Source organism: Shewanella sp. 8A (genome assembly GCF_023475945.1).
GTDB lineage: Bacteria > Pseudomonadota > Gammaproteobacteria > Enterobacterales > Shewanellaceae > Shewanella > Shewanella xiamenensis.
The window spans coordinates 66,835-92,782 of record NZ_JAMDJP010000009.1; the positions used below are offsets into that span (position 1 = coordinate 66,835).

Below are 25,948 nucleotides of genomic sequence, written 5' to 3' on the forward strand. Positions count from 1 at the left end.
TTATTCGCCTCCTAAACCGAGCATGATGCCTTTCACCGCGGCAACCGACTGGGATAGAACTTGCAGCTGACTCAAGTCTTGATCGCTGGCGACAATATATTGCTCCGGGGTTGAGCCTAAGATATCGACCGTTAGCGTATTGAGCTGGTTATCGGACAGAGTGAACACTTGGCTGTCTTGCTCCCAACTAAACACACTATTTTTGGGGAGCAAATACACGGCTTTTTGATACTCGGGAACCACAGTCATTTGCTGGCCTAACAACAGGTTACATTCCTGCGGTACCGCCGATGACCAAGCCGTAACAAAGGCGCCTTCGGCAATCGCCGACAGTGACTCAATCGCGATATGGCATTGATTAATATTGATGGCCGACAGGGAGTGGGACTGGCCCGTCGGCACATTGACTTTGACGCGGATGCTGTTATTGGGCACCAGTGAAAATAGCTGATCCCCCGCCATATAAGGGCCGCTGATGGCATTGAGTTTAACGATACCGTCAACGGGCGCGGCGACCACTAAGGAGTCAGTTGCCGCATCCGTGCTGTGGACGCGCTCCATAAAGTGCTGCATATGCTCGTATTCGAGGTGAGTCGTGAAATAGTCCTGACTGATCTCACGCCATTTTTCGGCGCTTATGCTGCCATTGGCGAGCAAAGGTTTGTTGCGCTCATAACGACTCTTGGCGAGTTGATACAGGGTAGCCGCGGCCTCGACTTGGGCGAGGTAGTGGAACACTTCTGGCCCTGTGAGTTTAACTATCGCTTGGCCTTTACTGACGCGCTGGCCTTGGCCGACGAGAAAGTGCACCTGCTGGATATTCTCGGGCGTGCTGATCCAGTAATCATTGCCGGGGAGGATTTCAACCTGCGCCGGCAGTGGGCTGCCCTCATAACTGGCGACTCTTTGGGGTTGGGTGTAACTGAGGTCGAGATTACCTAAGGCGCTAATGGCTAAGCTTTCGGCCTGTGCCAAACCTACAACACTCGTGGATAAACAGAGAAGGCATGCGCCGTACTTGGCCATCATAATGAAATTCCTAAGGCTTGGAGTTGTTGGGAATGCAGTTGTTGTAAACTGACGCGGTTGAGCGCCAAGCGGGATTCGGTGTCGAGTGCCTCCATATAGCGGCGTAGCCAGACTTCATAACTCACCTGATCTTGATCTTTTACCTTGGCGAGTTCCTCGGTAATGGTGCGACTGAGGGCGAGCGCTTGGGTGAGTAGGCGCTGTTGCTCGACGAGGTTAGTTTGCTGGCGGACTAATTGATCCCATTGGTTTTTAAGCTCGAGGGCGCTGCGGTCAAGATTGAGACTTTGCTCGGTATTCGCTTGTTGCCATTGGGACAAATCGCTCTGGGATAGCGCCGAGCCCAAGGTTAAGGGCACTGACACGGCTATGCCTAACTGCTGATCATCCACGCCCGTATCCGCGGTATTTTTTGCTGTGAGTGAGACGGTCCAAGGATCGCGCTCACCCGCTTGCTGAGTTTGGATCAGCAGCAGGTGTTGCTGTTGTTGCAGCTTTAGCAATTGCCATAGGGGATGTTGGGCTAAGGTCTCGGCGCCCTTGCCAAGCGGGCGGTCAGTTTCTTCTATCGCGCTCGGCATTCGGTCTTGACCCGTCAGCTGTTGATACAGGGCTAAAGATTGGGCTTGTTGCTGCAGAATGTCGGCGCGGCTTAAGGCGATATCGACACTTTCCCGCTCCAGTAGCAGAGTGTTGGCCAGTGGCAGTTCCCCCGCATCGGTCAGTTGTTTTTGCTGGCGATGGAGTTTATCGAGCAACTGCTGTTTGCGCTCCAGCTGCGACAGTTTGACTTCGCTCTGGCGGTATTCCCACAAGCTCTGCCTTAATAATCCCGAGAGATACAAGCCTTGCAGCGCTGTTTGTTGTTGATGAATTTGCTCGGCGAGTTGTTTTATTTGCTTATCGCTGCTGTGTAGCGCGGGCGATTTAAATGGCAAATTGACTGAGAGTTCCTGCTCGTAGCTGTTACTATTATCCAAACTCCCGAGGTGACTTAAGCTAATGCTCGGCAGGCCAGTGAGCCAGGTCGAGCTGGATAAATTTGCCGATTGGGTATTCGACGAAGTGAGATGAGTCAACCTCGCTTGGCTGCTCGAAAGCGCTTGGGAAAGTTCGGCTTCCGCCGCAAGACACAGGAAACTACTGCCGACTAAGCTGGTCAACAGACATAACTTGATACAAGACGAACTGACAGACATGAGATGATTCTGTGGTATTAAACAATGCTGTCAGTGTAGGGATTGACGGGTGAAAGTCATCGGGGACCTGTATCATAAATCCGCCTATGGTACATATGTCCCATAAAGTAATTGATTGATTTTGCTTTTATTTAGGAGTTTTAGATGAAGGATATTGTCATTATTGGTCTGCTGGCACTCATCATGTGCTTTAAGCTTTTTGACATTAGTTCCGACATTCAATTAGGCATTCCGCAATGGCACTTAGTGCAGGAAGCCATACTCTTAGTGCTCACCGCTGTCGGTGCCATCTACCTCAGTTACGATTTAATGCGCCGCTCGCGCGAGGTTAAAGCCTTAGCAAAACGCCTCGAGTACGCCGATAAGAAAATCGACAATATGTCGACCCAAATGCGCTCCGCCAGACAGGAATACAGCCAAGCCGTATCGAACCAGTTTGATACTTGGGGTTTTACCAAGAGCGAGCAGCAAGTCGCATTTTTATTGCTTAAGGGGCTGAGTTTTAAAGAAATTGCCGAAGTTAGGCAGACAAAAGAGAAAACCGTGCGCCAACAGGCGTCGACCATTTATGGCAAGGCCGATGTGGATGGCCGCCACACCTTTTGTGCTTGGTTTATGGAGGATTTTATTCAAGAACATAACCAAGAACTGGCGGCAAACGAGTCCGATAGCGCCCATAAAGCCGCTTAAGCTAAACTCTCAGGCTTAGTTTTTATAGCTATTTGTTATTGAAAATCGATATTGGCTGGCTTTTTAGTTCTAAACAATAATGATCATCCCCTAAGTTTGTCGGATGATGCAATTGAAAAACTCGCTACTGATTGTGTTTTGCTTTATTGCCCTCGTTGCATCCACGCAAACCACAGGATTACTCCGCTCGCTGATTGAGTTTTCCGCCTTTTTAGGCGTACTGGGGTTGGCTTGGCGGATTAAACCCAACGCCGAATAAAGCTTCCCGCGTTAGCGCGTCAATCAGAGTCGTTAGACTCAAATCCAATCTATTGAAAATACAGAATATAACCTAAAGACGTTATTCCTATCGCTGCCCACAGGATCACGCCCAGCAGCAAAGGCTTAGGACCGCTTGCCCGCATTTTTTGCACCGTAATCCCCGCGCCAATCAAAAATAGACACAGAACCAAGGTACGTTTCGACACCATAAACAGCGTGTCGTAGAGCGGCTGAAACTGCGGCAACCAATGGGCGATTGCAATGGCTAAACAGTAAAATCCGATAAAATACGGTAGGTTAAGCTTACGTTTATCGCCGCCAAAGATCAGCGCACTGACAAGGGCGATAGGGATAATCCACAGTGCGCGCGCCAGTTTAATGGTTGTGGCGGTTTTAAGTGCTTCATCACCATAGGCAGAGGCCGCGCCGACAACTGAGGAAGTGTCGTGAATCGCGATGGCACTCCACACGCCAAAATCGTATTGGCTCATATTGAGTAAATGCCCGAGGGCGGGGAATAAAAACAAAGCCACCGAGTTGAGTACAAATACACAGGCTAATGCGGTAGCGGTTTGGTCTGGTTTGGCATTAATGGCGGGCGATACGGCAGCAATCGCGCTACCGCCACAAATAGCGGTGCCAGAGGCGATTAAGTGCCCTGTGATCGGGTCAAACTTTAAAGCGCGAGTCACCATAAAGCCCAAGAACAGCGTAAAAATAATCGAGCCGACAATCAGCCCGAGATTGTGGCTACTGGCCTCAATCGCGGCATTGAAGTTAATGCCAAAGCCTAAGCCGATAATCGAATAGGACAGTAATTTTTTGGTGAGGGCGGCGATATTCCAGTCGTTTGGTACCCAACCTAGGCTGGCTAAGGTAAAACCGAGCACAAGTGCCATAGGGGATGAGATAACAGGCGCGAGACACAGTAGCGCAGCGCAGATAAACATAAGGCGATGGGGTTGCTTAAGTTGCGAGACTATCGATGAAAAATTCATAACGCCTTAGGTTTGCGACTGAGTGTTTGGTTCTAACTACTGGAGCGCGGTTTTATATGGCAACGAGGTTAGAACTGAGACGCTGATAAAAGCGGGTATTATAGCGATGGAATTAATCTTCAATAAAATCAATTTAATTTATTTTGAGAGTCAGTTTTACTGACTATTGGGCCGATGGAATGAACATCAAGGAAAGCTGAGGAGATTCACCTATGGTTTCATCTCCTCCAACTGTAGGATTAAATTAAAGATTAACAATGCTTTGCAGGCTGTAATCACCACCGTCTTTAGCGGTAAACAACTTGTCTTGAATATCGTTGGCGCTTGGCATTCCCGCATGTAACAGGCTTAACCAGTGGCGAGATGTGGCGTTGCGAGTGTCCTTTGGCTCAGTCGCTTGTGCCATTGGGGTTTCGATTTGTACATCTTCCAAATTCGCTAAATCCCGCGCGCCTATCATGCCAGTGCGGTCGAAACATAACTCTACATGGCAGCCTTGGTCCTGTAACACTATGGCGCTTGGTGCATCTTTAGTGCCGTTGAAGGCAACAAACTGCTTGGTTTGGCGTAATCCGCTGTGGCTGCCGTCGGCAAAAAATGCCAGCAGGTGTTGGTAGTAAACCACATAGCTGATCACATCCTGGTGCGAACCCGCATCCAGCGGGAAATGACGGTCGAGGAATTGCTTCGCTTGGGCAAGTTTTTCATGCTCGGCCACGTTCACTTGGGCGACGGCAAGCACTTCTTCTGCGATGAAGCTGTTAAGATTCGATTGGATCTGGTTGCTCTTGATAATTGACATATTCATCGCTAGTTCCTCTACACTTTCCAATTTAAAAATTAGGGCCTTGATTTCACTTTAGCTTGTCCAACAGCGTTAATCGTTAAGCAGTGCTAGGTGGATAACCCTTCCTCGATTGCTTAATTTGTAGTCTAGTCTTTTTTTGACTACAATTTCACAATAAAAATTTTACAATGTGAATTTTACAAAATGCGCAATGACCAGAGCTTGATGAGAAAATCACACTTCCTTGGAACAAAAATACGTAACCTACGGAAACGTAACAATTTAACCATGGAAGATTTATCCGCGCGTTGCATCCGCGTCGATGCAGGCAGTGCGCCCTCTGTGTCATATTTGTCGATGATCGAACGCGGAAAACGCGTGCCGAGTGCCGAAATGTTGGCCGTGATTGCCACTGTATTTCAAAAGGACGTTGACTGGTTTTTAGACGACGTGCCCGAGGAGAGTGCCATCACGCCGGACAAGGGCCGCCGTGGTGGGATCAGTGGCATGGCACTCGAACCCAGCTTTTTGTTTTCAAATGATATTTTGCAAATAGCGATTCCTGAAATGCTATCCCAGACGGGGATCTCGGGTCGACAATTCGCCCACTTATTAATTCGCGCCCATCAGGAGCACCATCAAAACCATTTCCCCGATCTTGAACGTGCAGCCGAAGAGGTTGGGTTAAAACGAATGCCCTTATCCCTCGAGGATATGTTGGATATTGCCAAGGGAGTAGGCTTAAAAATCAAATGGATAGATAGTACGCCCCAGGAGGTGATCGACGAGCGTGGCGTAAGCTCCCATCAGTTAGTGACCTCTTTCTTCGAGCCGCCCAGCACGATTTACATCAATAAAGTCCTTAAAAATCGCCCCAGTCGGCTGAAGTACGATCTCGCCGCCCATATCGGTCATTGCGTATTGCACAACAAAGATGGGCTTAAGAGTGTGATGATCTCCGGCCGAAAACTGGAGATGGATGAAGAAGTGACCATGCAGTCTAATACCCTGAACGCGCAGGATATTTTGCATGCGTGGCGCGACTTTGAGTCCAGCTTCTTTGCCGGAGCCTTGTTATGCCCTAAGGTGCCGTATCGACAATTACTCGACCGCCACGGTTACGAAATTGAGGTGCATAAACAGCTGCAAGTGTCGGCCTCGGTCGCCATGCGACGGATGACTGTGGTATCGCCTTATCCCCATTGGCATTATTTTGATGCCTATGCGCCGGGCAAACTCAAAGCCGTTTACCGTGGTAATGGCATTCCCCTGCCTTGGGGCAATATGCGGCTGGTGGAAGACCCTTGCCAGCACTGGGCGGTGTTTAGAATGATCAGTGAACCTTCAGTTGGGACATCGGCGCAAATTTCGATTTTAAATGTGGGCAATGAACCACGGATTTACTGCTGCGAGTCGATTAAGGTCGAAGACTCGGCGGGCAACCCCCATGTGCTTTGTGCCGGTATCGATTTGAATCCGGCCATTGAAGCCCAAGGTAAAGATGCACTCTCTATAGCCCATGATTTAAAAGCCGCCTGTGTCTCTGGCGGTGGCTCAGTCCCGATTCCCAAGCATATTAAAAGCGATCTCGTCAGCGTGGCTAAGATATTGAATATCAACTGGATTGAGCGCGGCATTAAAAATGATGCCCGGCTTATCTGCTCCCGCGGCGCCGTCTGCCCACGGCAACCCAGCTGTTATCAAGCGGGGAAATCTCAGTGTGATGGGGTGGAGTAAACTATGCCTCGAAGTTTTGCATAGGGTTTAGTAAATGGCTGCTATTAAGCACTCTCACTTCAGTGACACGTCGCCCTTTTATTTTATAAGAAGTCGTCCCTGAGGGCTCGACGGCGGCATCTGCTGCATATGAGGTGTAAAATGTTAAATTTCCCCGTATATCAGGGTAAAACTATTGCTTACCTTGACCAAAATATTCTCGATGTGTTTGTAAAGTTCGGCATGATAGATTTTGCACATATGTTAAAGGAAAACTTCCAGATCGTTTATTCTGATGAGACTCTAAATGAGATAAAAAGGTCTGGAGAATATGCTAGTAAATTTTTGGATGTGTTAAACGATTTAAATGCACTCCATCTAAAACAGATGATGACAGACTCATTTGAACAAACAGATAAAGCTACTGTTTCTAAAAAAGATTCATATTTAGCTTACAAAGAATACTGCGACCAATTACCTTTGTATCAGGAATTGCTTGGTTCAATGATGCAAACAGTATTTAAAATATATGGTGGTCGAAAAGGTGATAACTTTGAAAAGATTAATAGTGAATTACTCGGAGTTTTTTCTAATCTTATGATTCATCTTCATGAGCAAGCAGACACTCTAAACGATAGTAGCCCTAATTTAGCTTACACAATTAAAGATACCGCAAAAAATTCCTTGGAGCGCATGGATAGTGCTCTTAAACAATCTGCATCATTGATGTCATCAAATGTGAACGATGAGGAAAACTGGTCTGGTGTAAGAGATTTCAGAAACGCTATGAATATTGGCCCAGTGGAGTTAAATAACATATCGCCTCCAAATGTTCTTGAAAAAATATGGGACTTATATAAGGATAAAGAAGAGTATAAAAATTTAAATTGGACAGTAGATGATTTCTTCTTTATAAAATCAGACCTTATTTCGCCAGGGAAGTCATTATTTAATTTTCAAAAAATTACATGTATATATAATCATCTTAATTTTATTGGTTATTATCCAGATTCTAAGACTTATAAAGAGCGTCGTTTTACTGCTGCACTTAGCGACCAAGGGCATGCATCTATAGCTTCATTCGCAGACGTAATATTCTCAAGAGATGAAAGCTTTGTTAAAAAAACAAGAGCAGCATATGAGTACCTTGGAATTAATACAAAGGTAATTTTTGTTACGTTAGATTTAAAAGAGGAACAGTAAGCTATTTAAGAGTGATTTGTAATGAGTGACTACATTCAAAAACTTATTTAATTACCTGTCAATATGTGTGGAGCTCGAGTTATAAATTGTTAGCAACAGGAATACACCAGAATTAACGAGATTAAGCACTGGCATGTAAGTGACCGTTGGCGGCATGGATGCCGCCGTCGAGCCTATAGGGATATATTCACGGCGAGTCACTGGAATGCCAGTGCTTAATCATTTGCGAGCAGATAATCTGTTATTGCTGTTCGACTAATCACACTAAGCCCTAATCTGTCCTGTGCCTGAAACCAGATATTTTTCAGTGGTTAAGGCTTCGAGTCCCATGGGGCCGTAGGCATGTAGCTTAGTGGTGGCTATGCCGATTTCGGCGCCGAGGCCGAGTTCGCTGCCATCGGAAAAGCGCGATGAGGCATTCACCATAACGACCGAGGCATCCACTGCGCGTTGAAAGCGGGCGGCGGTGAGTTCATTGTCGGTGCAAATCACCTCGGTATGATGGCTGCCAAACTTAGCGATATGTTGGGTGGCGACTTCAAAACTGTCGACTTGGCGAATGGCGATTTCTAAGTCCAAGTATTCTTGGCCAAAATCCTCTTCAGCCATATAAGTGCAAGCATCGAAATACGCGGCGGCCGGAGGACATGCATTGATTTTTACTTGATGCTCGGCCAGTGCTTTAGCGACGCGGGGCAAGAATCGCGGCGCGATATCCTTATGCACTAACAAGCCTTCGAGGGCGTTGCATACGCCAGTGCGTTGGGTTTTGCCATTGAGCAGCAAATCCAAGGCGATATCTTGATTGGCGTCTTTATCCACATATAAATGGCACACGCCTTTAAAGTGCTGAATAACCGGAATGCTACTGTTTTCAGTGACGTAATTAATCAGTCCTTCACCACCGCGAGGGATGATCACATCGATAAATTCCCGCTGCTGCATCAGTTCGAGCATTAGGGCGCGGTCAGGATCGGGGATCACGCTGATTAAAGCCTTAGGCAATCCATAGGCGGTCAGTACCGCCTGTAAAATGTTGGCGATCACTTGGCTAGTGTGTAGCGCTTCCTTACCGCCACGCAGGATCACCGCATTGCCGGATTTAAAGCACAATGCGCCAGCATCGGCGGTGACATTGGGGCGCGCCTCATAAATCATACACACTACGCCGAGTGGCACGCGCATCTTACTGATAGATAAACCATTGGGGCGTTTACCAATAAAACGCTCGCGCCCAACGGGATCGGGCAGCGCGGCGATGGTTTCGATTCCTTGCGCCATCGCCTCAATACGATGCTGGTTCAGCGTGAGGCGATCGACCATTGCAGGGCTTAAGTTATCCTGAGTCGCTCGGCGTACGTCAATCAGATTGGCGCTTTGGATTTCATAGGTTTTTTCCCTTAATGAGCGCGCCATATCCAGTAATACGGTGTTTTTTAACGACTCATCGAGTTGGGCGAGTGTGCGGGCCGCATGGGCGGCATCGGCAGATATTTGTTTAATTAGGCTCATAGTTTCTCCACTCAAATGGATTTAAGAATGGCGATATTCTTATCGGAAATGATCGGGCCGGTTTTTTGCTGGAATTCACTAGCAAACGCCTGATCATCCTGCTCGGTAATAAAACTCAGTAGGCAACTGCTGTAGTTAGATTTGGCTTTTGCTAACTTAGTGCCATCGCCTTTACGCACTAGAATGGTGTCGCCCACTGAGAAATCCCCTTTGACTTCAACCACATCATCGCTGGTTAATTGCTCGCTGTGCTGATCGAGTGCGAGGTCAAAATCATCCTCGACGATCACTTCGCCCTGCGCTTGCGAGGTGTGGGTCATCCAATGCAAATGCTCCTGCATCGGTTTTTCGTAGGGGGTAAACAGGGTGCCCGGATTTTGCCCCTTTAGCAGTTGGCTAAAGGAATCAGCATTAAAGCCATTGATAATAAAGGTCTCAATGCCATGGGAGATGGCTTTTTCGGCGGCTTGGATCTTAGTGCGCATGCCTCCGGTGCCAACATCGCTGCTGGCGCCTCCCGCCATGGCATAGATATCAGCATTGATTTCAGTGACTTGCTTTATCAATTTGGCATTGGGATGTTCGTGGGGATTTTGATCATAGAGCCCATCCACATCCGAGCAAATTACTAAGGTGTCGGCATCGGCCGCAGCCGCCACCATGGCCGAGAGATTATCGTTATCGCCAACCTTAAGTTTGTCGGCGGTCACGGCATCATTTTCATTAATGATCGGCATTAAACCGTGTTCGAGCAGGCTAAAAATCGTGTCTCGAATACTGATATAACGCTCGCGATTACGTAAATCGCCATGGGTCAGCAGCAGTTGGGCGGTAGGAAAATCAAATAGCTTATTCCAGGTCGCCATCATATCCGCCTGACCCGCAGCCGCCATGGCCTTTTTCACCGTGACACTCGGCTGAGCTTGGCCACCAAAATGATGCCAACCAGCGGCAACCGAGCCGGATGAAACCAGTACCACTTGGATACCTTGGACGCGGCAGTAAGTAATAAACTGGGCGATACCCAAGAGATAATGACTACTGCAACCTTGCTTGTGGGGCGCGATTAAGGCGCTCCCCACTTTGACGACGATACGTTTACGGGGAGAGTCTGTCATAGCGCCTCCTTAGCTTTCCTCGGCCAATACACGACCAGCCTGATGGAATTGCTTAGTGGTTTTAGCGCACGGATCGTTATCGAATTTGCTCACCAGATAAATCACAGTGCTGCTGACAACAAAGCCAGGGATCATCTCATACACTAAGCTACTCAATGCCTTACCATCGGCAAGCACGGGGGCATAAATCCAAAAGAGTACCGTGAGCGCGCCCGAAATAATCCCCGCAATCGCCGCTTTATGGGTGAGGTTAGCCTTATACAAACTAAACAGCACCAGTGGACCAAATGCGGCACCAAAGCCTGCCCACGCATTACTCACGAGGGAGAGGATACTGTTCGAGCGGTCGAGTGCCAGCAGTGTTGCGACAATGGCAACACCAGCGACCCCGTAACGACCCATTTTTACCATCTCTTGCTCGCTCGCTTGTTTCTTCGACAGCGTGCGATAAATATCTTCGGTCAGCGAACTCGACGAGACTAATAACTGCGATGAGATCGTGCTCATAATGGCCGCGAGAATCGCTGCCAGCAGGAAGCCGCTGATTAAGGGGTGGAACAGTAGCTCTGAAAACACGATAAAGATGGTTTCTGGATCCGAAAGCTTCATGCCAAATTTATTGGCGTAGGCGATACCGACCAAGCCTGTCGCTAAGGCGCCGATAATGGTCACAGTCATCCAACTGATGCCGATGCGGCGAGCGGTTTTAATGTCGGCGACCGAGCGGATTGCCATAAAACGCACAATAATATGCGGCTGACCGAAATACCCAAGCCCCCACGAGAGGCTAGAGATTAGCCCAAGCAGAGTCACATTTTGCATCGCGTCGGTAAAATGTGGGATCGACTGATAAGCAAAGTTCATCATACGATCTGCGCTGGTAAATTCTTGATATGCCACGAAAGGCACTAACACCAAGGCGACAAACATAATGCAGCCCTGCACAAAGTCAGTGAGGCTAACGGCTAAAAATCCCCCCAGCAGAGTGTACGACACCACGACGGCTAAGGTAACGACTAGGCCTATGTCGTAGTTCAGCCCAAAGGCGGATTCGAACAACTTGCCGCCCGCGACTAATCCCGCCGAGGTATAGAGGGTGAAAAAGATCACTATGATGGCGGCGGCAATAATGCGAATGCTGTTATCGGCCTGACCAAAGCGTTTGGCGAAGAACTCTGGAATCGTCAGCGCGTTATCGGCGACCTCGGTGTAGACCCGCAATTTAGGGGCGACCACCAGATAATTGATTAGAGCACCAATTAATAATCCGAGGGCGATATACAGGGTTTCAAACCCCACCAGAAACATAGCGCCGGGTAGGCCCATCAGCATCCAGCCACTCATATCCGAGGCGCCGGCCGAGAGTGCTGTGACGTGCGGGCTCACTTGGCGGCCACCCAAAATGTAGCCAGAGACATCATCGGTCGACTTACGATAGGCGAACAAACCAATAGCGAGCATGGCAATAAAATAAATTGCCAATGAAACGTAAGAGAGGGAATTCATCGATTATTTTCCTCCTAACGCTTTGTTATTTTGAATGAAGCTCGGTTTCAAAATGACAAAGAGATAGGTACTTAGAATGGCAAACAGGCAGAAATATTGTAGTGTTCCATGAAGGCGTTCCCGGGTGGAACGGATGATCTGTGAGATGGGGTTTTCATCTGCAGCATGCTTAGCTGACATAATGCCTCCTTGATGTATTTAGGATGAATAATAGTTAGTGTTATAACTATAATAAGCTCTTTATTAGCAAAATATCAAGTTGAAATGCCCATTTTGCATACTTTCGGTTGGCGTAAAGCAAGGGAAATTGATTTGAATACTGATAAATTTATCTATGCTTTTAACCGAAAATTGGGGCTAAAGAGTAGGATGTTAAGAGCGGATAAATAGACGGAATGACCTAGCGTTGAACATAAAAAAAGCGGCGCTGAGAATATCAGAACCGCTTCTATAAAATGTAACATTCACAGGCTATTGAGCCTGATTTAAAACTTGCGTCATGCGCTTAGCGCATGGTAACAAATTCCTCTGCCCCAGTGGGATGGATCGCGACAACAGCATCGAAATCGGCTTTGGTGGCGCCCATTTTCATGGCGACGCCAAAGCCTTGGAGAATTTCGTCCATACCAAAGCCAATGCCATGAATACCAACCACTTTCTCTTCTTTACCGGCGCAGACTAGCTTCATCTTGCAGGCTTGGCGATGGCTTGTTACAGCGGTATACATGGAGGTGAAACTGGAGGTGTAAACCTTCACATTGTCATCGCCATATTGCGCGCGGGCTTCTGGCTCGGTTAAGCCCATAGTGCCAATCGGTGGATGGCTAAAGACCACGGTTGGGATTTGGCTGTAATCCATTTTGGCATCGCTCATGCCGTTAAATAGGCGCTCGGAGAGTAAACGACCCGCTTTAACTGCAACAGGAGTCAGCTCCACACCGCCCGCCATAATATCGCCCACGCAATAAATGCCTTTGTGGGTGGTATTTTGCTGCGCGTCGGTAATCACATAGCCTTTGCTATCCAGTTGCACATCGGTGTTTTCTAAACCGATATTGCCCGTTGCGGGTGAACGGCCGATAGCCCAAATCAGGCAATCGACGGTCACACTTTCGCCATTTTCAAGGTTCAGAGTCAGGCTGTCGTCGGCATTTTTGACCACAGATTGTGGGACGCTGTTGGTATGCAGGGTTGGGCCTTCGGTCTTCATGGCATCGACGAGGGCGTCGATCAGCATAGGATCGAAGTTACGCAGCGGCGCATGTTTACGCACAAACAAGTGAGTTTCACTGCCAAGTGCGTGTAACACGCCAGCGACTTCGACGGCGATATAGCCTGCACCGACGACTGCGACACGTTTAGGTTGTTCGCGCAGGGCGAAGAAACCATCGGAATCAATCCCGTATTCGGCACCAGGAATGTTTGGGATGGTTGGCGCGCCGCCGGTGGCGATCAGGATATGGTCAGCCGTGTAGTGCTCGCCATTTACTTCAATGGTGTTGCCATTAACGAAACGGCCATAGCCATTGAGTAGGGTGACTTTGTTATTGGTAAAGCCGCGACCGTAGGCCTCGTGGATACGACCGATATAGGCCTCACGGCTATTCACTAAGGTGTTCCAGTCGAATTTGTTGACTGAAACATCAAAGCCATAATCTTTGGCGTAGAGGTTCATGGCTTCGGCGATATGCGCGCCATACCACATGACTTTTTTGGGTACGCAGCCCACGTTTACGCAGGTGCCTCCAACGTGTTTCGCTTCGATGAGTAGCACTTTAGCGCCACGCATGGCAGCTCGGTTAGCTGAGGCGATACCGCCGCTGCCTGCGCCTAGGCAGATATAGTCAAAATGTTGAGCCATGAGTTTCTCCGTCTAACTCTAAGAATGAGGTGCTTATTAGCAGAAGGTCATTGTAGGTTGGAATGGGTTTGCAGACCAGCCCATTAAGTCGCCAGGGTATAGACCTTGGTTTGCCACAAAAAATCTCCATGAAGCGGAGATTTTATCCCTTGGCGGTTAGCTTAAGCTTAACGGCGATATTGGCAGCGATGGTAATCATCAGGGTTTGGTCCTTCTACGCCGCATTTAAGGCATTGCCACTCCTGCTTGCGAGCATTGAGCTCATCGCTATGGTAGTCGGCGGCTTGCTCTCGCTTATTGCCGATCTGGGTTTCGAGCTGTGACATGCGCGCATCAAGCCAACGGCAACTTGGATCGTTAGCGACTTTATCTCTGCTGGCGAGTTGTTGCTTGCGACTCAATTTTTTATTTTTAGTCTTAGTGGATTGCGTCTTGTTGATCTTTGTTTTTGGAGACGTATTGTCAACATTGACTGTGGGAGGCGAATAATCCAAAGCGCTTTGCTCTGCTGGAATGGGCAGCGGTTTACCTTGACTGTCGAGCAGGGTCCCCAGTGGTAGTGAGTCAGTCGTACTACTTTTTGACAGAGATTCTAATACTAATTCAGGCTCGCTCTCGGGTGCCGCTAAGGATGGCAGAGTACAAAATGCTAGTGTAATAAATGTGTTCGTGAGTATTTTAAACTGATGAGCCAACATTCCCTGTGCCTCGCTAAATCAAGGTCGTTCCATCGACATCTTGAGTGTAGTTTGGACGGGAACGGTTTGCCAAGCCGAAGGGAGTTAGGCCGAGTAACGCTTAGAAGCTGATATTGAAGTGGATGCCCGCATAGGTTTGATCCTGTGAGCTAAAGTCGCCATTCGTGGCCGCTTCTTGCTCTATATCTGCCTGCGCAATGCTGTGGCTAATATGGCCACTAATATTCATATTCTCGGTAAGGTTATAGCTTGCTTCTAGCCCAAACTGGAGATGATTTCTACCATTGTGCTCTTCTGTTCGATATTTAAAATCAACGCCTTGTGTTACGTAGGGGGAGAGTGTGAATTGCTCTGTAACTTGCCAATAGCTGTGTAGGCTCAGCTCCACAAAATAGCCCGCCGCCTCGGTGGAGTAGACATAACTCACGGAAGGCACTAGCCAAGGCTTGGCGGTGTAAGCCAATTCAGCAAACAGTTCGTTATCCTGACAGCGGCTACTGCTATAGCCTTCAATACGTTGATAGCCAAGATTCGCTTCTAAATGTTCACTTAAATCCAAAGCGTATTCTAGGCCAATATTCCACTCGGTATAGGCTTGGCTATCACCACGGCCAACGAGGGCATAGGTGGTGAGATTGCCGTATTGAATACTGGTATTCATCCAATAAATACCGCCTTCAGCCAAGTTATTGCGCCCCTGCGAAACATACTTGCTATCCCAGCCTAAATCGATGTTAGCAGTTAAAGGCACGTTAGCCGCAGATAATTTGCTGTTTAATATCCCTTCGGTTTGCGCCAAGCTCTCGTTGGCCAAACATGGATGGCTAAAGCAAACTAAGCTAATGGCGCCTACGGCGCTAATGATGGATTTAACTGATGCAGCCATAAATAAGCCAATCTAATTGAAAATATAGAATATGCACAGATGTTAGCCTATATACATATAAGTGTTAATGAGAATGGATTTGATTTGCGATCAAACTATCAAGATTCAAAGGGTAAATTTAGTGTAAATCCTAATTGAGAGCTGGTTCACTTTTTTATTGATGAAATGGCGTTAGGCCTACAAACGAAGATAGCAATCGGTTTTCTCGCCTTGATAAATTGAACATAAGCCCTTATTTATTAGCTACACAGATTGTAGAGGAATCATTATGAGCAACCCTTTGCTTAACGGCGCTGCATTACCGCTTTTTTCACAGATTAAACCTGAACATATTCAAGTTGCCGTTGAGCAAGCCATTGCTCAGTGTCGTGCCAAGATTGATGAAGTGCTGCAAAACCCTGGGCCTTTTACGTGGGATAACTTAGTCGCCCCGCTGGAGCAAGTGGATGATGAGTTAAGCCAGATTTGGTCACCCGTTTCCCATATGAACTCAGTGGTGAGCACAGATGAATGGCGCGCGGCCCATGATGCTTGTTTGCCACTGTTATCCGAATACGGCACTTACGTTGGCCAACACCAAGGGTTATACGAGGCTTACAAATCACTGCGTGCATCGGCAGAGTTTGCTCAATTAAGCCAAGCACAACAGATGGTGATTGAGCACAGCTTACGGGACTTCGAGCTTTCGGGTATCGGCTTAGACGATGCGCAAAAACTGCGTTATGGTGAAATCGTTAAGCGTCTTTCTGAACTTACCAGCGGCTTTTCCAATCAACTGCTCGATGCAACCCAAGCCTGGACTAAGTTAATTACCGATGAGGCAGAACTCGCTGGCTTGCCCGATTCAGCTAAAGCGGCCGCAAAAGCGATGGCCGAGGCCCGCGAATTAGAGGGCTGGCTATTTACCTTAGATTTCCCTTCCTATTTACCTGTGATGACCTACAGCGAAAACCGCAACTTGCGTGAAGAGTGTTACCGAGCCTTCGTGACTCGCGCCTCGGATCAAGGTCCAAATGCGGGCGAATTCGATAATGGTCCCTTGATGGATGAAATCCTCGCACTGCGCCACGAGTTGGCACAGTTATTAGGCTTTGATAGTTTTGCCGAAAAATCCCTCGCCACGAAAATGGCTGAAACGCCTGCGCAGGTGATGGCCTTCTTAAATGAATTGGCGCTGCGTTCAAAAGACCAAGCCAAGGCCGAATTAGCCGAGCTTAAAGCCTTTGCGCTGGAGCATTATGGTGTGAGCGAGATGGCTTCTTGGGATTTAAGTTTCTACGCTGAGAAGTTACAGCAACATAAGTATGAGATTTCACAAGAGTTGCTGCGCCCTTACTTCCCTGAAGATAAAGTGCTATCAGGCTTGTTTTACACTGTCTCACGCCTATTTGGCTTAAAGATTGTTGAGCAAACCGAGTTTGACCGTTGGCATAAAGACGTGCGTTTCTTCGATATTTTTGACGAAACGGGCGAGCACAGAGGCAGTTTCTATTTAGACTTATACGCCCGCACTGGTAAACGCGGCGGCGCTTGGATGGATGATTGCCGCGTGCGCCGTCAAACCGCCAATGGCCTACAAAAACCCGTTGCCTATCTCACTTGTAACTTCAATGGTCCAGTTGATGGTAAGCCTGCGCTTTTCACCCACGATGAAGTGACGACCTTATTCCATGAGTTTGGCCATGGCATTCATCATATGCTGACCAAAATCGATGTTGCTGGCGTATCAGGTATCAATGGTGTGCCATGGGACGCGGTCGAATTACCTAGCCAATTTATGGAAAACTGGTGCTGGCAAGAAGAAGCCTTAGCGGAGATCTCCGGTCACTACGAAACCGGTGAACCTTTACCAAAAGCGATGCTAGACAAGATGTTAGCGGCGAAAAACTTCCAATCCGGCATGATGATGTTGCGCCAGCTCGAGTTTTCACTGTTCGATTTTAGACTGCACCACGAATACGACCCTGCAAAAGGCGCGCGTATTCAGCAGACCTTGGACGAAGTGCGTCGTCAGGTGGCCGTGTTAATTCCGCCAGCATTTAACCGTTTCCAACATGGTTTTGCGCATATTTTTGCCGGCGGCTATGCTGCGGGTTATTACAGCTACAAGTGGGCCGAAGTGCTGTCGGCGGATGCGTTTTCTCGCTTCGAAGAGGAGGGTATCTTCAATCCTGATACGGGCCGTAGCTTCTTGCACAACATCCTCGAAATGGGCGGTTCTGCTGAGCCTATGGACTTGTTCAAACAGTTTATGGGACGCGAGCCGAGTATTGATGCGCTGCTGCGCCACTCTGGGATTGCCGCTTAAGCCATACTAAATAGCTGTGCTTGAGCATAAAAAGGCGCCGAATGGCGCCTTTTTTGTGAGCTAGATCTCGCTTGCCCTCTGGTATGACCTCTGTTAGCCTGTGGCTCTTCTTTTTAGGGCTACTGCATATGAATCTGTATTTCCGTTTGTTTTGGTTGTTATTTTGGCGCACGCGCCATTGCCGTAAGATTGATTTTTTGGGGACGAGCCGCATTACTTATCGCGCGTTGCCCAGTGATTGCGATATCAATTTCCATCTTACTAACTCCCGTTATCCAGCGTTTATGGATCTGGCCCGCACCTATATGTTGGCCGAAATGGGGTTGCTGAAGCGTTTCCTCAAATTAAAATGGATGCCAATTGTTAACGCCGCCGAATTTACCTATATCCGCGATATCAAGCCCTTAAAAAAGTTTGAGATTGAAACCAAGGTCGTGGGTTGGGATGAAAAATATTTCTATATTGAACAACGCTTTATCAGTGAGCGCGGCCTGCATTGTATAGTGCATGTGCGTGGTGTGTTTGTGTGTAAAGGTAAGCAAGTGCCTTTAGAGGTATTAGTTAAAGAAGCAGGCTATACCGATCTGGCTCCAGAGTTACCGCCCGAAGTCGTGAAATGGAAAGCATTTTTACAATTAAAGAAAGAGCGTAATCTTTAGGACGCGCTGGTACTAGGGAATACTCCTAATCCCAGTGTCTTCTTCCATTTCGGCTAGTAGCACTTCTTCAAGCACGAGTGTCCAGGCGCCGCGAAGCTGCGCCTGTTGCCAATAACGGACTAACTCATCTAAATCCAATAGGTTTAAGTGAGCAAAGCTGTAGCTTAAGCAGGGGATCAGTGCGCAGTCGGCTAAGGTAAAACTGTCGCCACACACCCAATGATTTTGACTAAGATGGTTATCTAAGCGTTGAAATTGGGTAAGCATTTGTTTTTCAATCTGCTTGATTTCGAACTCATGCCCATCAGGGGCATACTTTAATTTTTCTAATTGGAATAGTGGGTTATTGATATCAAAATCAATAATGCGATCGAATAGGCGCACCGCCAAATTCCGTTCAGCCTCCGCGGGTAATAACTCTGTACCGTTTTGAAAATGCCTGTCTAAGTATTCAATAATAATGCTGGATTCGGGGATCAGTTGGCCTTCTTGCGTTTTGAGCAATGGCAGTTTGCCAGGAGGATAAAATTGCTGGAAGGCCTTGCGTGCCAGTGGGTCGCGTAAATCAGTGATCCGCGGATAAAAGTTCGCTTGTTTCTCATAGAGAGCAATTAATACTTTCTGTGAATATCGTGATAACGGATGATAGAAAAGCTCCATAGGTACCGACCCCATAACCACTGCATTTTTTTGACTCTACGCCTTAACTTTAGTCGGTATCAACATGCGTGCAGTGGGAATTTCTTCAAAGGGCCAGAAATGGACGTAAAACAGGTTTTCCATACGGAATGATCCCCGTGGGCTCAAATTCGGTACTATTAACGCCTAGAAACGCTAGTGAAATATCGATAATCAAAGGTAACAGCATGAGCCAATTAGAAAGTTTCTCATCCATCTATGCCAGAGCGAGTGAGCGCAAAGGCGGTAAAAAGGGACTCGAAGCCTTACTTCCTGGGTGTCTAACGAGTGCTGAAATTCGTCAATACGATGATGCTACGCTGCTTTCGGCCATGAGCCGACAAGTGTTCCAGAGTGGTTTTGTCTGGCGCGTGGTCGATAATAAATGGCCTGCTTACGAAAAATCCTTCTTTCATTTTGTGCCCGAGAAGGTATTAATGTTGTCACCCGAGCAGATCCAAGCTCGCGCTGCGGATGCGACCTTGATTCGCCACCTAAAGAAAACCCAAGCAATTTATGATAATGCTTTGATGATCCATGATATTGCCCGCGAACATGGCAGCTTGGCTAAGCTGATTGCCGACTGGCCGACCGAAGATATCGTCGGGCTTTGGGCGCTCTTAAAGAAGCGCGGCACTCGTCTCGGTGGCAATACCGGGCCGTATTTTTTGCGCGCAATCGGTAAGGATACCTTTTTGTTAACCGATGATGTGCAAGGCTATTTTAAAGCGCACAAGCTGGTAGATGCCGGCTTTAGCTCGCAAACGGCGTTAAAACAGGTACAGGCCGTGTTCAATCAATGGCAACAGGAGTCGGGCCGTTGTCTTGCGGATATCAGCCGGGTGTTAGCCTGTAGCGTGGGTGATAATCGTATTTAGATAAAAAAAAGACCAGCCAAATTTGGCTGGTCAAGGCTCGATATTTCAAGCAATTGGAGTACTGCAGGGAAGCAGCGGGATGAACGTATAAGCAAAAAAACAGGATTAGAAACTTTTACTGATCCCAATGACGACTCTGTCATCGAAGATTTCAGTTTGTGTACCATAGACTTTATGGTCAGTGTCGACAGTGCTGCCGTGGTAGCGTAAATCGAAGTTAAGACCGTAATAGGCTTTGCTTAAACCTATGTTCCAGTGGCCCCAACCTTCAGCACCATCACCAGTGAGATCTTGATAACCCACAGATGCTGAGATTTTTACACCGTTGTCAAAGCTATAGCTGGGGTGTAGAGCGTAGTTCACCCCGTGCCAGCCATCGACACCAAACCAGTCATCCACCGTTGGGGTGACTTCGAGTTGCAGATTGGCTCGACCGAATTGTTTACCCACTTTTAGCCATAATTCGGTGTAGTTGGAATAGGAAGCACCGGGGTACAGGTATGAAAACAGCATGACATCATAGGTAAAGCCAGAATCGCCAAACTCTCCCGCTTTACCAATAAAAGGCGCGGTAACAATTTCTAAGTTTGGGTCTGCAAACTTAATGTTGGAGCTAAATACCCCAGCATACCAGCCTTGATTGTGGTTCCAACTTAATGTGCCTTGGACGACCGGAATATCGCCGTCTAAGGTCTCGGATTCACCACGAAACACATAGTCCGAAGCAAAATTAACATTGCCGTTAAGGGTGCCACCAAAGAGTTGATTATCTTCAGCAGCGTGGGAGCTGGCCGCCAAAGAAAGTAACGCCCCAGTGAGCAGCAATTTAGTACGAGTCTTCATAATCATCATCTCAAAGTGATTGGAAATTGTTAGCGCACCTACATCGTAAAAATAAATTGTTAATAGCGGTGCAGCCTGGGATGAACCAATAACGAAAAGATATGAATGAATGTGAATAAGCAGCGAAATAACAGGGTCAATAAAAGCGTAATTTATAAAGCTGCATTTTTTTGGGAAGCTGAGTTTCATTAAATGGGGTGCAAAATGTAATATCCAATTTGCGCTATAGAACGCTTGGTCATAAAATGTCGCGTCCAAAGGTTTGAATATCTATTCGTTTCCCTGACCCATTTGTAACAAGGATTTACGTAGCAATAGTAGGCATTCGGATAGCAAGGTATGGTCATTCCATGCTTGATCCAATATGACCACACAGGGGTTATATATGCACAAAACCTTATGTAAAAGCTTGTGCTAATATGCCCTAGCTGTATCAAATAAATGTTTACTCAGGTTAATCGAGTATAAACATTTGTGTCGCCAAACATGTTTGCAACATTTTTGATATAGAGTAGGCTGAATAAGTGCTTTGTATCGTATAACGCTAACAATCTTATCTACAGTTAACATACTTCTTAAATAGGATAACAATTCTACTAATAAGGTATTGGCAAAGGTGTGAATATTTTCATTAGTTTACACTTTTGTTTGTTTATCTTTCTTGTTGATCCTTATAGGGTATACGATAAGTAATAGCTTTGATTTTAGTTATAATTATGGCCGTGAAATCATCCATATTGTGTGAACACGGTGGCGTTAAAATTTAAAGGAGTTCTCATGCGGCAGACAATTAAACTTGCCTCAGTAATCAGCGTGGCGTTGTGGATGGCAGCTTGTAGCCCTCAAGAGGATAAAGCCGCTCATGGCGGCGCGGGGCCGCAGAGCATGGAAGTTGGGATAATCAAAGTGGAGGCTAAGCCACAAGTTATCCAAGTCGAGTTACCGGGTCGTAGCAAGGCATTTCTTGAAGCCGAAGTTCGTCCTCAAGTGAATGGCATTATCACTAAGCGTAGCTTTGTCGAAGGCGGCAATGTGAAGCAAGGCGAATCTCTTTATCAAATTGATTCTGCGCCTTATAAAGCTGCACTTGTCAGTGCAAATGCTGACTTAGCTCGAGCAAATGCAAGCCTTGCTTCTGCTAAGGCAAAAGCGGCTCGTTATCAGCAGTTAGTTAAAACTAACGCGATCAGTAAACAAGATTTCGATGAAGCCGAAGCCGCTTACAAAGAAGCGCTGGCCAGTGTGACTGTGGCGGAAGCAGCAATCAATACTGCGAAAATCAATCTTCAATACACTGAAGTATTAGCGCCGATTTCAGGCCGTATCGGTAAGTCGAGTGTAACAGCGGGTGCGCTAGTCACGGCTAACCAAAGCCAAACTCTGGCAACCATTCAACAGCTTGATCCTATCAATGTGGATATCGCTCAATCGAGTGCTCAGCTGTTACGCCTAAAAGCCAAACTGAAGCAAGGTAAGCTGCAGGCGGCGGATAACGCTGACGTGCAGCTAGTCTTAGAAGACGGCACGATTTATGGTCACAACGGTAAGCTGCAATTTGCTGAAGTGAGCGTGGATGAAAACACTGGCTCAGTGATCCTACGCGCAGAGTTCCCTAACCCAGATGGCATCTTATTGCCTGGCATGTATGTTCGTGCTGTATTGAATACCGGTACCGATCCTCAAGCCATCCTAGTGCCGCAAAAAGCCATTACCCGTAACGCTAAGGGTCAGGCCGTGGCGATGGTGGTGAACGATCAAGGTCTAGTGGAAGCAAAAATTGTTACCACAGCTGAAGTTATCGACAATCAATGGCGTATTACTGCTGGTTTAGAAGCGGGTGATAAGTTGATTGTGGAAGGATTACAAAAGATCCGTCCAGGTGCACCAGTCACCACCAAAGTTATTTCTGAAACCCAAGCAAAATAGGGCATAGCTATGGCACGTTTTTTTATTGATCGTCCCATCTTTGCGTGGGTGATCGCCTTAATCATTATGTTGGCGGGGATTTTATCGATCCGATCCCTGCCAGTCTCGCAGTACCCCAGTATTGCGCCACCGACAGTAGTGATCAGTGCGAACTATCCAGGTGCATCGGCCAAAATCGTTGAAGACTCAGTAACTCAGGTGATTGAGCAACGTATGAAGGGTATCGACCACCTACGTTATATCGCTTCAACCAGTGATAGCTTTGGTAACGCATCGATTACCTTAACCTTTAACGCTGAGGCTGATCCGGATATCGCGCAGGTTCAGGTACAAAACAAGTTACAGGGCGCAATGACCTTGTTACCACAAGAGGTGCAATCTCAAGGGGTTAACGTTAACAAGTCAAGCTCTGGCTTCCTGATGGTATTGGGCTTCGTATCGACCGACGGTTCTTTGGACAAGGGTGACATCGCCGACTATGTGGGCGCTAATATCCAAGATCCTATGAGCCGTGTACCGGGCGTGGGTGAAATTCAGATTTTCGGTGCTCAGTACGCGATGCGTATATGGTTAGACCCGCTGAAACTGACTCAATATAACCTCACTAGCTTAGATGTGGTGAGTGCTATCCGCGCGCAAAACGCACAGGTATCTGCCGGTCAACTCGGTGGTACGCCATCACTGCCAGGACAAGAGCTAAACGCGACCGTATCGGCACAGAGCCGTCTGCAAACGCCAGAACAATTCCGCAAGATTATTCTTAAATCCGATACGTCGGGTGCGAACGTGTTCTTGGGTGATGTGGCGCGTGTCGAGTTGGGTTCAGAAAGTTATGCCGTAGAGTCTCTGTATAATGGTAAACCTGCCTCGGGTATTGCGATTAAGCTGGCAACCGGTGCTAACGCCTTAGATACGGCGGCAGCGGTTCGCGCTAAAGTTGAAGAGTTGCGTCCCTTCTTCCCTGCTGGGTTAGATGTGGTTTACCCCTACGATACGACACCATTCGTTGATAAATCGATTGAAGGCGTAGTCCACACTCTGCTTGAAGCGATCGTACTGGTGTTCGTCATCATGTACCTCTTCCTGCAGAACTTCCGTGCGACTTTAATTCCAACAATTGCAGTACCTGTGGTATTGCTGGGTACCTTTGCGATTCTCTCTGCAACGGGCTTCTCCATCAACACCCTCACCATGTTTGCAATGGTATTGGCGATTGGTCTACTCGTGGACGACGCGATTGTGGTGGTTGAAAACGTTGAGCGGGTGATGGCCGAAGAGGGCTTAAGTCCACTCGAAGCGACCCGTAAGTCGATGGATCAAATTACTGGCGCGTTAGTCGGTATCGGTCTGACCTTGTCTGCGGTATTCGTACCTATGGCGTTTATGTCGGGTTCTACTGGGGTAATTTACCGTCAGTTCTCGATCACTATCGTTTCTGCGATGGCGCTGTCTGTGCTGGTGGCCTTGATTTTAACCCCCGCACTCTGTGCGACTATGCTCAAACCGTTGAAGAAGGGTCATGGCCATATCGAAACGGGTTTCTTCGGTTGGTTTAACCGTGGTTTCGATCGCTTAACGAACCGTTACGAATCGAGCGTAGCTGGTATTGTGAAGCGTGGCTTCAGGGTCATGATGATTTACGCTGCATTAGTGGTGGCAGTGGGCTGGATTTTCATGCGCATGCCAACGGCATTCTTACCAGACGAAGACCAAGGTATCTTGTTCACGCAGGCAATTTTGCCAACCAACTCTACCCAAGAAAGCACCATGAAAGTGTTAGAGAAAGTCTCTGATCACTTTATGGCTGAAGAAGGCGTAAGGTCGGTATTTAGTGTTGCGGGCTTCAGTTTTGCGGGTCAAGGCCAGAACATGGGTATTGCCTTCGTTGGTTTGAAGGATTGGTCAGAGCGTGAAGCGCCAGGTATGGATGTACAATCCATTGCGGGCCGCGCTATGGGTGTATTCAGCCAAATGAAAGAAGCCTTCGTATTCGCCTTCGTACCGCCAGCGGTCATCGAGTTGGGTACGGCCAATGGTTTCGATATGTACCTGCAAGATAAAAACGGCCAAGGTCACGATAAGTTAGTGGCGGCGCGTAATCAATTGCTGGGTATGGCAGCCCAAAATCCAAACCTTGTGGGGGTTCGCCCTAATGGTCAGGAAGATGCGCCAATTTATCAATTGCACATTGATCATGCTAAGTTGAGCGCATTAGGCGTTGAGATTGCTAACGTTAACAATGTGTTGGCAACGGCGTGGGGTGGTTCTTATGTTAACGACTTTATTGACCGTGGCCGTGTTAAAAAGGTATTTGTGCAAGGTGATGCTCAATACCGTATGCAGCCAGAAGACCTAGACACTTGGTATGTGCGTAACAACAAGGGCGATATGGTGCCGTTTTCAGCCTTTGCGACAGGTTCTTGGGAATACGGCTCACCACGTCTAGAACGTTTTAACGGTTTACCTGCGGTGAATATTCAAGGCGCAACAGCACCAGGCTTTAGTACTGGTGCGGCCATGAATATTATGGAAGACCTAGTTAAACAGTTACCACCGGGCTTTGGCATCGAGTGGAACGGCTTATCCTATGAGGAGCGTTTATCGGGTAACCAAGCGCCTGCGCTATATGCGTTGTCGATTCTGGTGGTATTCCTCGTATTGGCTGCACTGTATGAGAGCTGGTCAGTTCCGTTTGCGGTAATCCTAGTGGTTCCGCTAGGTATTATCGGTGCCCTGCTGGCGATGAATGGCCGTGGCTTGCCAAACGACGTGTTCTTCCAAGTAGGTCTGCTGACAACCGTTGGTTTGGCAACCAAGAACGCCATCTTGATTGTGGAATTTGCGAAAGAGTTCTACGAGAAAGGGGCGGGTCTGGTTGAAGCGACGTTACATGCTGTACGTGTGCGTTTGCGTCCGATTCTGATGACATCGCTCGCGTTTGGTTTGGGGGTTGTGCCGTTAGCCATTAGTACGGGTGTAGGTTCAGGTAGCCAGAATGCCATCGGTACTGGAGTACTTGGCGGTATGATGAGTTCGACGTTCTTAGGTATCTTCTTCGTGCCACTGTTCTTCGTTATTGTTGAGCGGATCTTTAGTAAACGAGAGAGAAAAGCGAAAGACGAAAAGCCAACATCGGCGGAGTAATCTAGCGTTCTAATCAAAGCCCTGTATTTACAGGGCTTTTTGTTGGGC

22 protein-coding genes are annotated in these 25,948 nt (G+C 47.7%); 9 read left to right on the top strand and 13 right to left on the bottom strand.

Features of this window, described 5'->3' with window-relative positions; genetic code table 11:
• Nucleotides 1-1,029, bottom strand: coding sequence for an efflux RND transporter periplasmic adaptor subunit (locus M0413_RS08965; RefSeq protein ID WP_249553858.1), 1,029 nt, complete (start codon nucleotides 1,027-1,029; stop codon nucleotides 1-3).
• Complete coding sequence (locus M0413_RS08970) at nucleotides 1,026-2,228, bottom strand: hypothetical protein (RefSeq protein ID WP_055647185.1); 1,203 nt, start codon at nucleotides 2,226-2,228, stop codon at nucleotides 1,026-1,028. The genes M0413_RS08965 and M0413_RS08970 overlap by 4 nt, the downstream gene beginning before the upstream one ends.
• Before the next feature lie 144 nt (nucleotides 2,229-2,372).
• Between M0413_RS08970 and M0413_RS08975 the strand changes: the two genes are divergently transcribed.
• On the top strand, nucleotides 2,373-2,918 hold the full coding sequence (locus M0413_RS08975) for a helix-turn-helix transcriptional regulator (protein WP_037428372.1): 546 nt from the start codon (nucleotides 2,373-2,375) through the stop codon (nucleotides 2,916-2,918).
• Between the two features lie 103 nt (nucleotides 2,919-3,021).
• Complete coding sequence (locus M0413_RS08980) at nucleotides 3,022-3,177, top strand: hypothetical protein (RefSeq protein WP_162531799.1); 156 nt, start codon at nucleotides 3,022-3,024, stop codon at nucleotides 3,175-3,177.
• A 49-nt stretch (nucleotides 3,178-3,226) separates the two neighbouring features.
• On the opposite strand, the gene M0413_RS08985 is transcribed toward M0413_RS08980, so the two are convergent.
• Both M0413_RS08985 and M0413_RS08990 read right to left on the bottom strand, forming a co-directional pair.
• Entirely contained in the window at nucleotides 3,227-4,177 is a 951-nt protein-coding gene (locus tag M0413_RS08985) for a YeiH family protein (RefSeq protein WP_069453938.1), read from the bottom strand.
• Nucleotides 4,178-4,421: 244 nt separating this feature from the next.
• Nucleotides 4,422-4,985, bottom strand: a complete 564-nt coding sequence (locus tag M0413_RS08990) for an aldolase/citrate lyase/malate synthase family protein (RefSeq protein WP_037423939.1) — start codon at nucleotides 4,983-4,985, stop codon at nucleotides 4,422-4,424.
• Nucleotides 4,986-5,168: 183 nt separating this feature from the next.
• On the opposite strand from M0413_RS08990, the gene M0413_RS08995 reads away from it, so the two are divergent.
• Entirely contained in the window at nucleotides 5,169-6,701 is a 1,533-nt protein-coding gene (locus M0413_RS08995; RefSeq protein ID WP_218737755.1) for a DUF3612 domain-containing protein, read from the top strand.
• A 141-nt stretch (nucleotides 6,702-6,842) separates the two neighbouring features.
• A complete protein-coding gene (locus tag M0413_RS09000) occupies nucleotides 6,843-7,883 on the top strand; it encodes a hypothetical protein (RefSeq protein WP_216843826.1) in 1,041 nt (346 codons plus the stop codon).
• Nucleotides 7,884-8,147: 264 nt separating this feature from the next.
• On the opposite strand, the gene M0413_RS09005 is transcribed toward M0413_RS09000, so the two are convergent.
• The 7 genes from M0413_RS09005 to M0413_RS09035 all read right to left on the bottom strand — a co-directional run bounded on the left by M0413_RS09005 (nucleotide 8,148) and on the right by M0413_RS09035 (nucleotide 15,464).
• Nucleotides 8,148-9,395 (bottom strand): glutamate-5-semialdehyde dehydrogenase, encoded by a 1,248-nt coding sequence (locus tag M0413_RS09005; RefSeq protein ID WP_249553860.1) that lies wholly within the window; start codon nucleotides 9,393-9,395, stop codon nucleotides 8,148-8,150.
• A gap of 11 nt (nucleotides 9,396-9,406) precedes the next feature.
• Nucleotides 9,407-10,513 (bottom strand): glutamate 5-kinase, encoded by a 1,107-nt coding sequence (gene proB / locus M0413_RS09010; protein ID WP_144375904.1) that lies wholly within the window; start codon nucleotides 10,511-10,513, stop codon nucleotides 9,407-9,409.
• Between the two features lie 9 nt (nucleotides 10,514-10,522).
• Nucleotides 10,523-12,019, bottom strand: coding sequence for a sodium/proline symporter PutP (putP, locus tag M0413_RS09015; protein ID WP_023266153.1), 1,497 nt, complete (start codon nucleotides 12,017-12,019; stop codon nucleotides 10,523-10,525).
• A gap of 3 nt (nucleotides 12,020-12,022) precedes the next feature.
• A complete protein-coding gene (locus M0413_RS09020) occupies nucleotides 12,023-12,199 on the bottom strand; it encodes a hypothetical protein (protein WP_023266152.1) in 177 nt (58 codons plus the stop codon).
• Between the two features lie 325 nt (nucleotides 12,200-12,524).
• Nucleotides 12,525-13,880 carry a glutathione-disulfide reductase gene (gene gorA, locus M0413_RS09025; protein WP_088586405.1) on the bottom strand — a complete coding sequence of 452 codons (1,356 nt, stop codon included), beginning with the start codon at nucleotides 13,878-13,880 and terminating at the stop codon, nucleotides 12,525-12,527.
• A gap of 167 nt (nucleotides 13,881-14,047) precedes the next feature.
• Nucleotides 14,048-14,578 carry a hypothetical protein gene (locus M0413_RS09030; RefSeq protein ID WP_249553862.1) on the bottom strand — a complete coding sequence of 177 codons (531 nt, stop codon included), beginning with the start codon at nucleotides 14,576-14,578 and terminating at the stop codon, nucleotides 14,048-14,050.
• A 100-nt stretch (nucleotides 14,579-14,678) separates the two neighbouring features.
• Complete coding sequence (locus tag M0413_RS09035; protein ID WP_249553864.1) at nucleotides 14,679-15,464, bottom strand: hypothetical protein; 786 nt, start codon at nucleotides 15,462-15,464, stop codon at nucleotides 14,679-14,681.
• A gap of 268 nt (nucleotides 15,465-15,732) precedes the next feature.
• On the opposite strand from M0413_RS09035, the gene prlC reads away from it, so the two are divergent.
• Nucleotides 15,733-17,772, top strand: a complete 2,040-nt coding sequence (gene prlC, locus M0413_RS09040) for an oligopeptidase A (protein WP_169547299.1) — start codon at nucleotides 15,733-15,735, stop codon at nucleotides 17,770-17,772.
• Between the two features lie 128 nt (nucleotides 17,773-17,900).
• Nucleotides 17,901-18,431, top strand: coding sequence for a thioesterase family protein (locus M0413_RS09045; protein WP_224021303.1), 531 nt, complete (start codon nucleotides 17,901-17,903; stop codon nucleotides 18,429-18,431).
• Nucleotides 18,432-18,443: 12 nt separating this feature from the next.
• Here the strand turns inward: M0413_RS09045 and M0413_RS09050 are convergent, their stop codons facing one another.
• Nucleotides 18,444-19,091: a glutathione S-transferase family protein gene (locus M0413_RS09050; RefSeq protein ID WP_249553866.1), complete on the bottom strand. Its 648-nt coding sequence runs from the start codon at nucleotides 19,089-19,091 to the stop codon at nucleotides 18,444-18,446.
• A 206-nt stretch (nucleotides 19,092-19,297) separates the two neighbouring features.
• Here M0413_RS09050 and M0413_RS09055 point away from each other — a divergent pair, with 206 nt between their 5' ends.
• Complete coding sequence (locus M0413_RS09055) at nucleotides 19,298-19,987, top strand: DNA-3-methyladenine glycosylase I (protein ID WP_249553868.1); 690 nt, start codon at nucleotides 19,298-19,300, stop codon at nucleotides 19,985-19,987.
• A 105-nt stretch (nucleotides 19,988-20,092) separates the two neighbouring features.
• On the opposite strand, the gene M0413_RS09060 is transcribed toward M0413_RS09055, so the two are convergent.
• Nucleotides 20,093-20,839: a TorF family putative porin gene (locus M0413_RS09060; protein ID WP_099458477.1), complete on the bottom strand. Its 747-nt coding sequence runs from the start codon at nucleotides 20,837-20,839 to the stop codon at nucleotides 20,093-20,095.
• Nucleotides 20,840-21,607: 768 nt separating this feature from the next.
• On the opposite strand from M0413_RS09060, the gene M0413_RS09065 reads away from it, so the two are divergent.
• Both M0413_RS09065 and M0413_RS09070 read left to right on the top strand, forming a co-directional pair.
• A complete protein-coding gene (locus M0413_RS09065) occupies nucleotides 21,608-22,756 on the top strand; it encodes an efflux RND transporter periplasmic adaptor subunit (RefSeq protein ID WP_037423834.1) in 1,149 nt (382 codons plus the stop codon).
• A 9-nt stretch (nucleotides 22,757-22,765) separates the two neighbouring features.
• Nucleotides 22,766-25,900 (top strand): efflux RND transporter permease subunit, encoded by a 3,135-nt coding sequence (locus tag M0413_RS09070; RefSeq protein ID WP_037423831.1) that lies wholly within the window; start codon nucleotides 22,766-22,768, stop codon nucleotides 25,898-25,900.
• The last annotated feature ends 48 nt before the right edge of the window (nucleotides 25,901-25,948 follow it).

What these genes read in the sequence shown, in the direction of transcription:
- putP (WP_023266153.1), bottom strand. Translation starts at nt 12,019, where the DNA reads ATGAATTCCCTCTCTTACGTTTCATTGGCAATTTATTTTATTGCCATG.
- proB (WP_144375904.1), bottom strand. Translation starts at nt 10,513, where the DNA reads ATGACAGACTCTCCCCGTAAACGTATCGTCGTCAAAGTGGGGAGCGCC.
- M0413_RS08980 (WP_162531799.1), top strand. Translation starts at nt 3,022, where the DNA reads ATGATGCAATTGAAAAACTCGCTACTGATTGTGTTTTGCTTTATTGCC.
- M0413_RS09045 (WP_224021303.1), top strand. Translation starts at nt 17,901, where the DNA reads ATGAATCTGTATTTCCGTTTGTTTTGGTTGTTATTTTGGCGCACGCGC.
- M0413_RS09030 (WP_249553862.1), bottom strand. Translation starts at nt 14,578, where the DNA reads ATGTTGGCTCATCAGTTTAAAATACTCACGAACACATTTATTACACTA.
- M0413_RS08975 (WP_037428372.1), top strand. Translation starts at nt 2,373, where the DNA reads ATGAAGGATATTGTCATTATTGGTCTGCTGGCACTCATCATGTGCTTT.
- M0413_RS08995 (WP_218737755.1), top strand. Translation starts at nt 5,169, where the DNA reads ATGCGCAATGACCAGAGCTTGATGAGAAAATCACACTTCCTTGGAACA.
- M0413_RS09000 (WP_216843826.1), top strand. Translation starts at nt 6,843, where the DNA reads ATGTTAAATTTCCCCGTATATCAGGGTAAAACTATTGCTTACCTTGAC.
- M0413_RS09060 (WP_099458477.1), bottom strand. Translation starts at nt 20,839, where the DNA reads ATGATGATTATGAAGACTCGTACTAAATTGCTGCTCACTGGGGCGTTA.
- M0413_RS08985 (WP_069453938.1), bottom strand. Translation starts at nt 4,177, where the DNA reads ATGAATTTTTCATCGATAGTCTCGCAACTTAAGCAACCCCATCGCCTT.
- M0413_RS08965 (WP_249553858.1), bottom strand. Translation starts at nt 1,029, where the DNA reads ATGATGGCCAAGTACGGCGCATGCCTTCTCTGTTTATCCACGAGTGTT.
- M0413_RS08990 (WP_037423939.1), bottom strand. Translation starts at nt 4,985, where the DNA reads ATGAATATGTCAATTATCAAGAGCAACCAGATCCAATCGAATCTTAAC.
- M0413_RS08970 (WP_055647185.1), bottom strand. Translation starts at nt 2,228, where the DNA reads ATGTCTGTCAGTTCGTCTTGTATCAAGTTATGTCTGTTGACCAGCTTA.
- gorA (WP_088586405.1), bottom strand. Translation starts at nt 13,880, where the DNA reads ATGGCTCAACATTTTGACTATATCTGCCTAGGCGCAGGCAGCGGCGGT.
- M0413_RS09020 (WP_023266152.1), bottom strand. Translation starts at nt 12,199, where the DNA reads ATGTCAGCTAAGCATGCTGCAGATGAAAACCCCATCTCACAGATCATC.
- M0413_RS09065 (WP_037423834.1), top strand. Translation starts at nt 21,608, where the DNA reads ATGCGGCAGACAATTAAACTTGCCTCAGTAATCAGCGTGGCGTTGTGG.
- M0413_RS09005 (WP_249553860.1), bottom strand. Translation starts at nt 9,395, where the DNA reads ATGAGCCTAATTAAACAAATATCTGCCGATGCCGCCCATGCGGCCCGC.
- M0413_RS09070 (WP_037423831.1), top strand. Translation starts at nt 22,766, where the DNA reads ATGGCACGTTTTTTTATTGATCGTCCCATCTTTGCGTGGGTGATCGCC.
- prlC (WP_169547299.1), top strand. Translation starts at nt 15,733, where the DNA reads ATGAGCAACCCTTTGCTTAACGGCGCTGCATTACCGCTTTTTTCACAG.
- M0413_RS09055 (WP_249553868.1), top strand. Translation starts at nt 19,298, where the DNA reads ATGAGCCAATTAGAAAGTTTCTCATCCATCTATGCCAGAGCGAGTGAG.
- M0413_RS09050 (WP_249553866.1), bottom strand. Translation starts at nt 19,091, where the DNA reads ATGGAGCTTTTCTATCATCCGTTATCACGATATTCACAGAAAGTATTA.
- M0413_RS09035 (WP_249553864.1), bottom strand. Translation starts at nt 15,464, where the DNA reads ATGGCTGCATCAGTTAAATCCATCATTAGCGCCGTAGGCGCCATTAGC.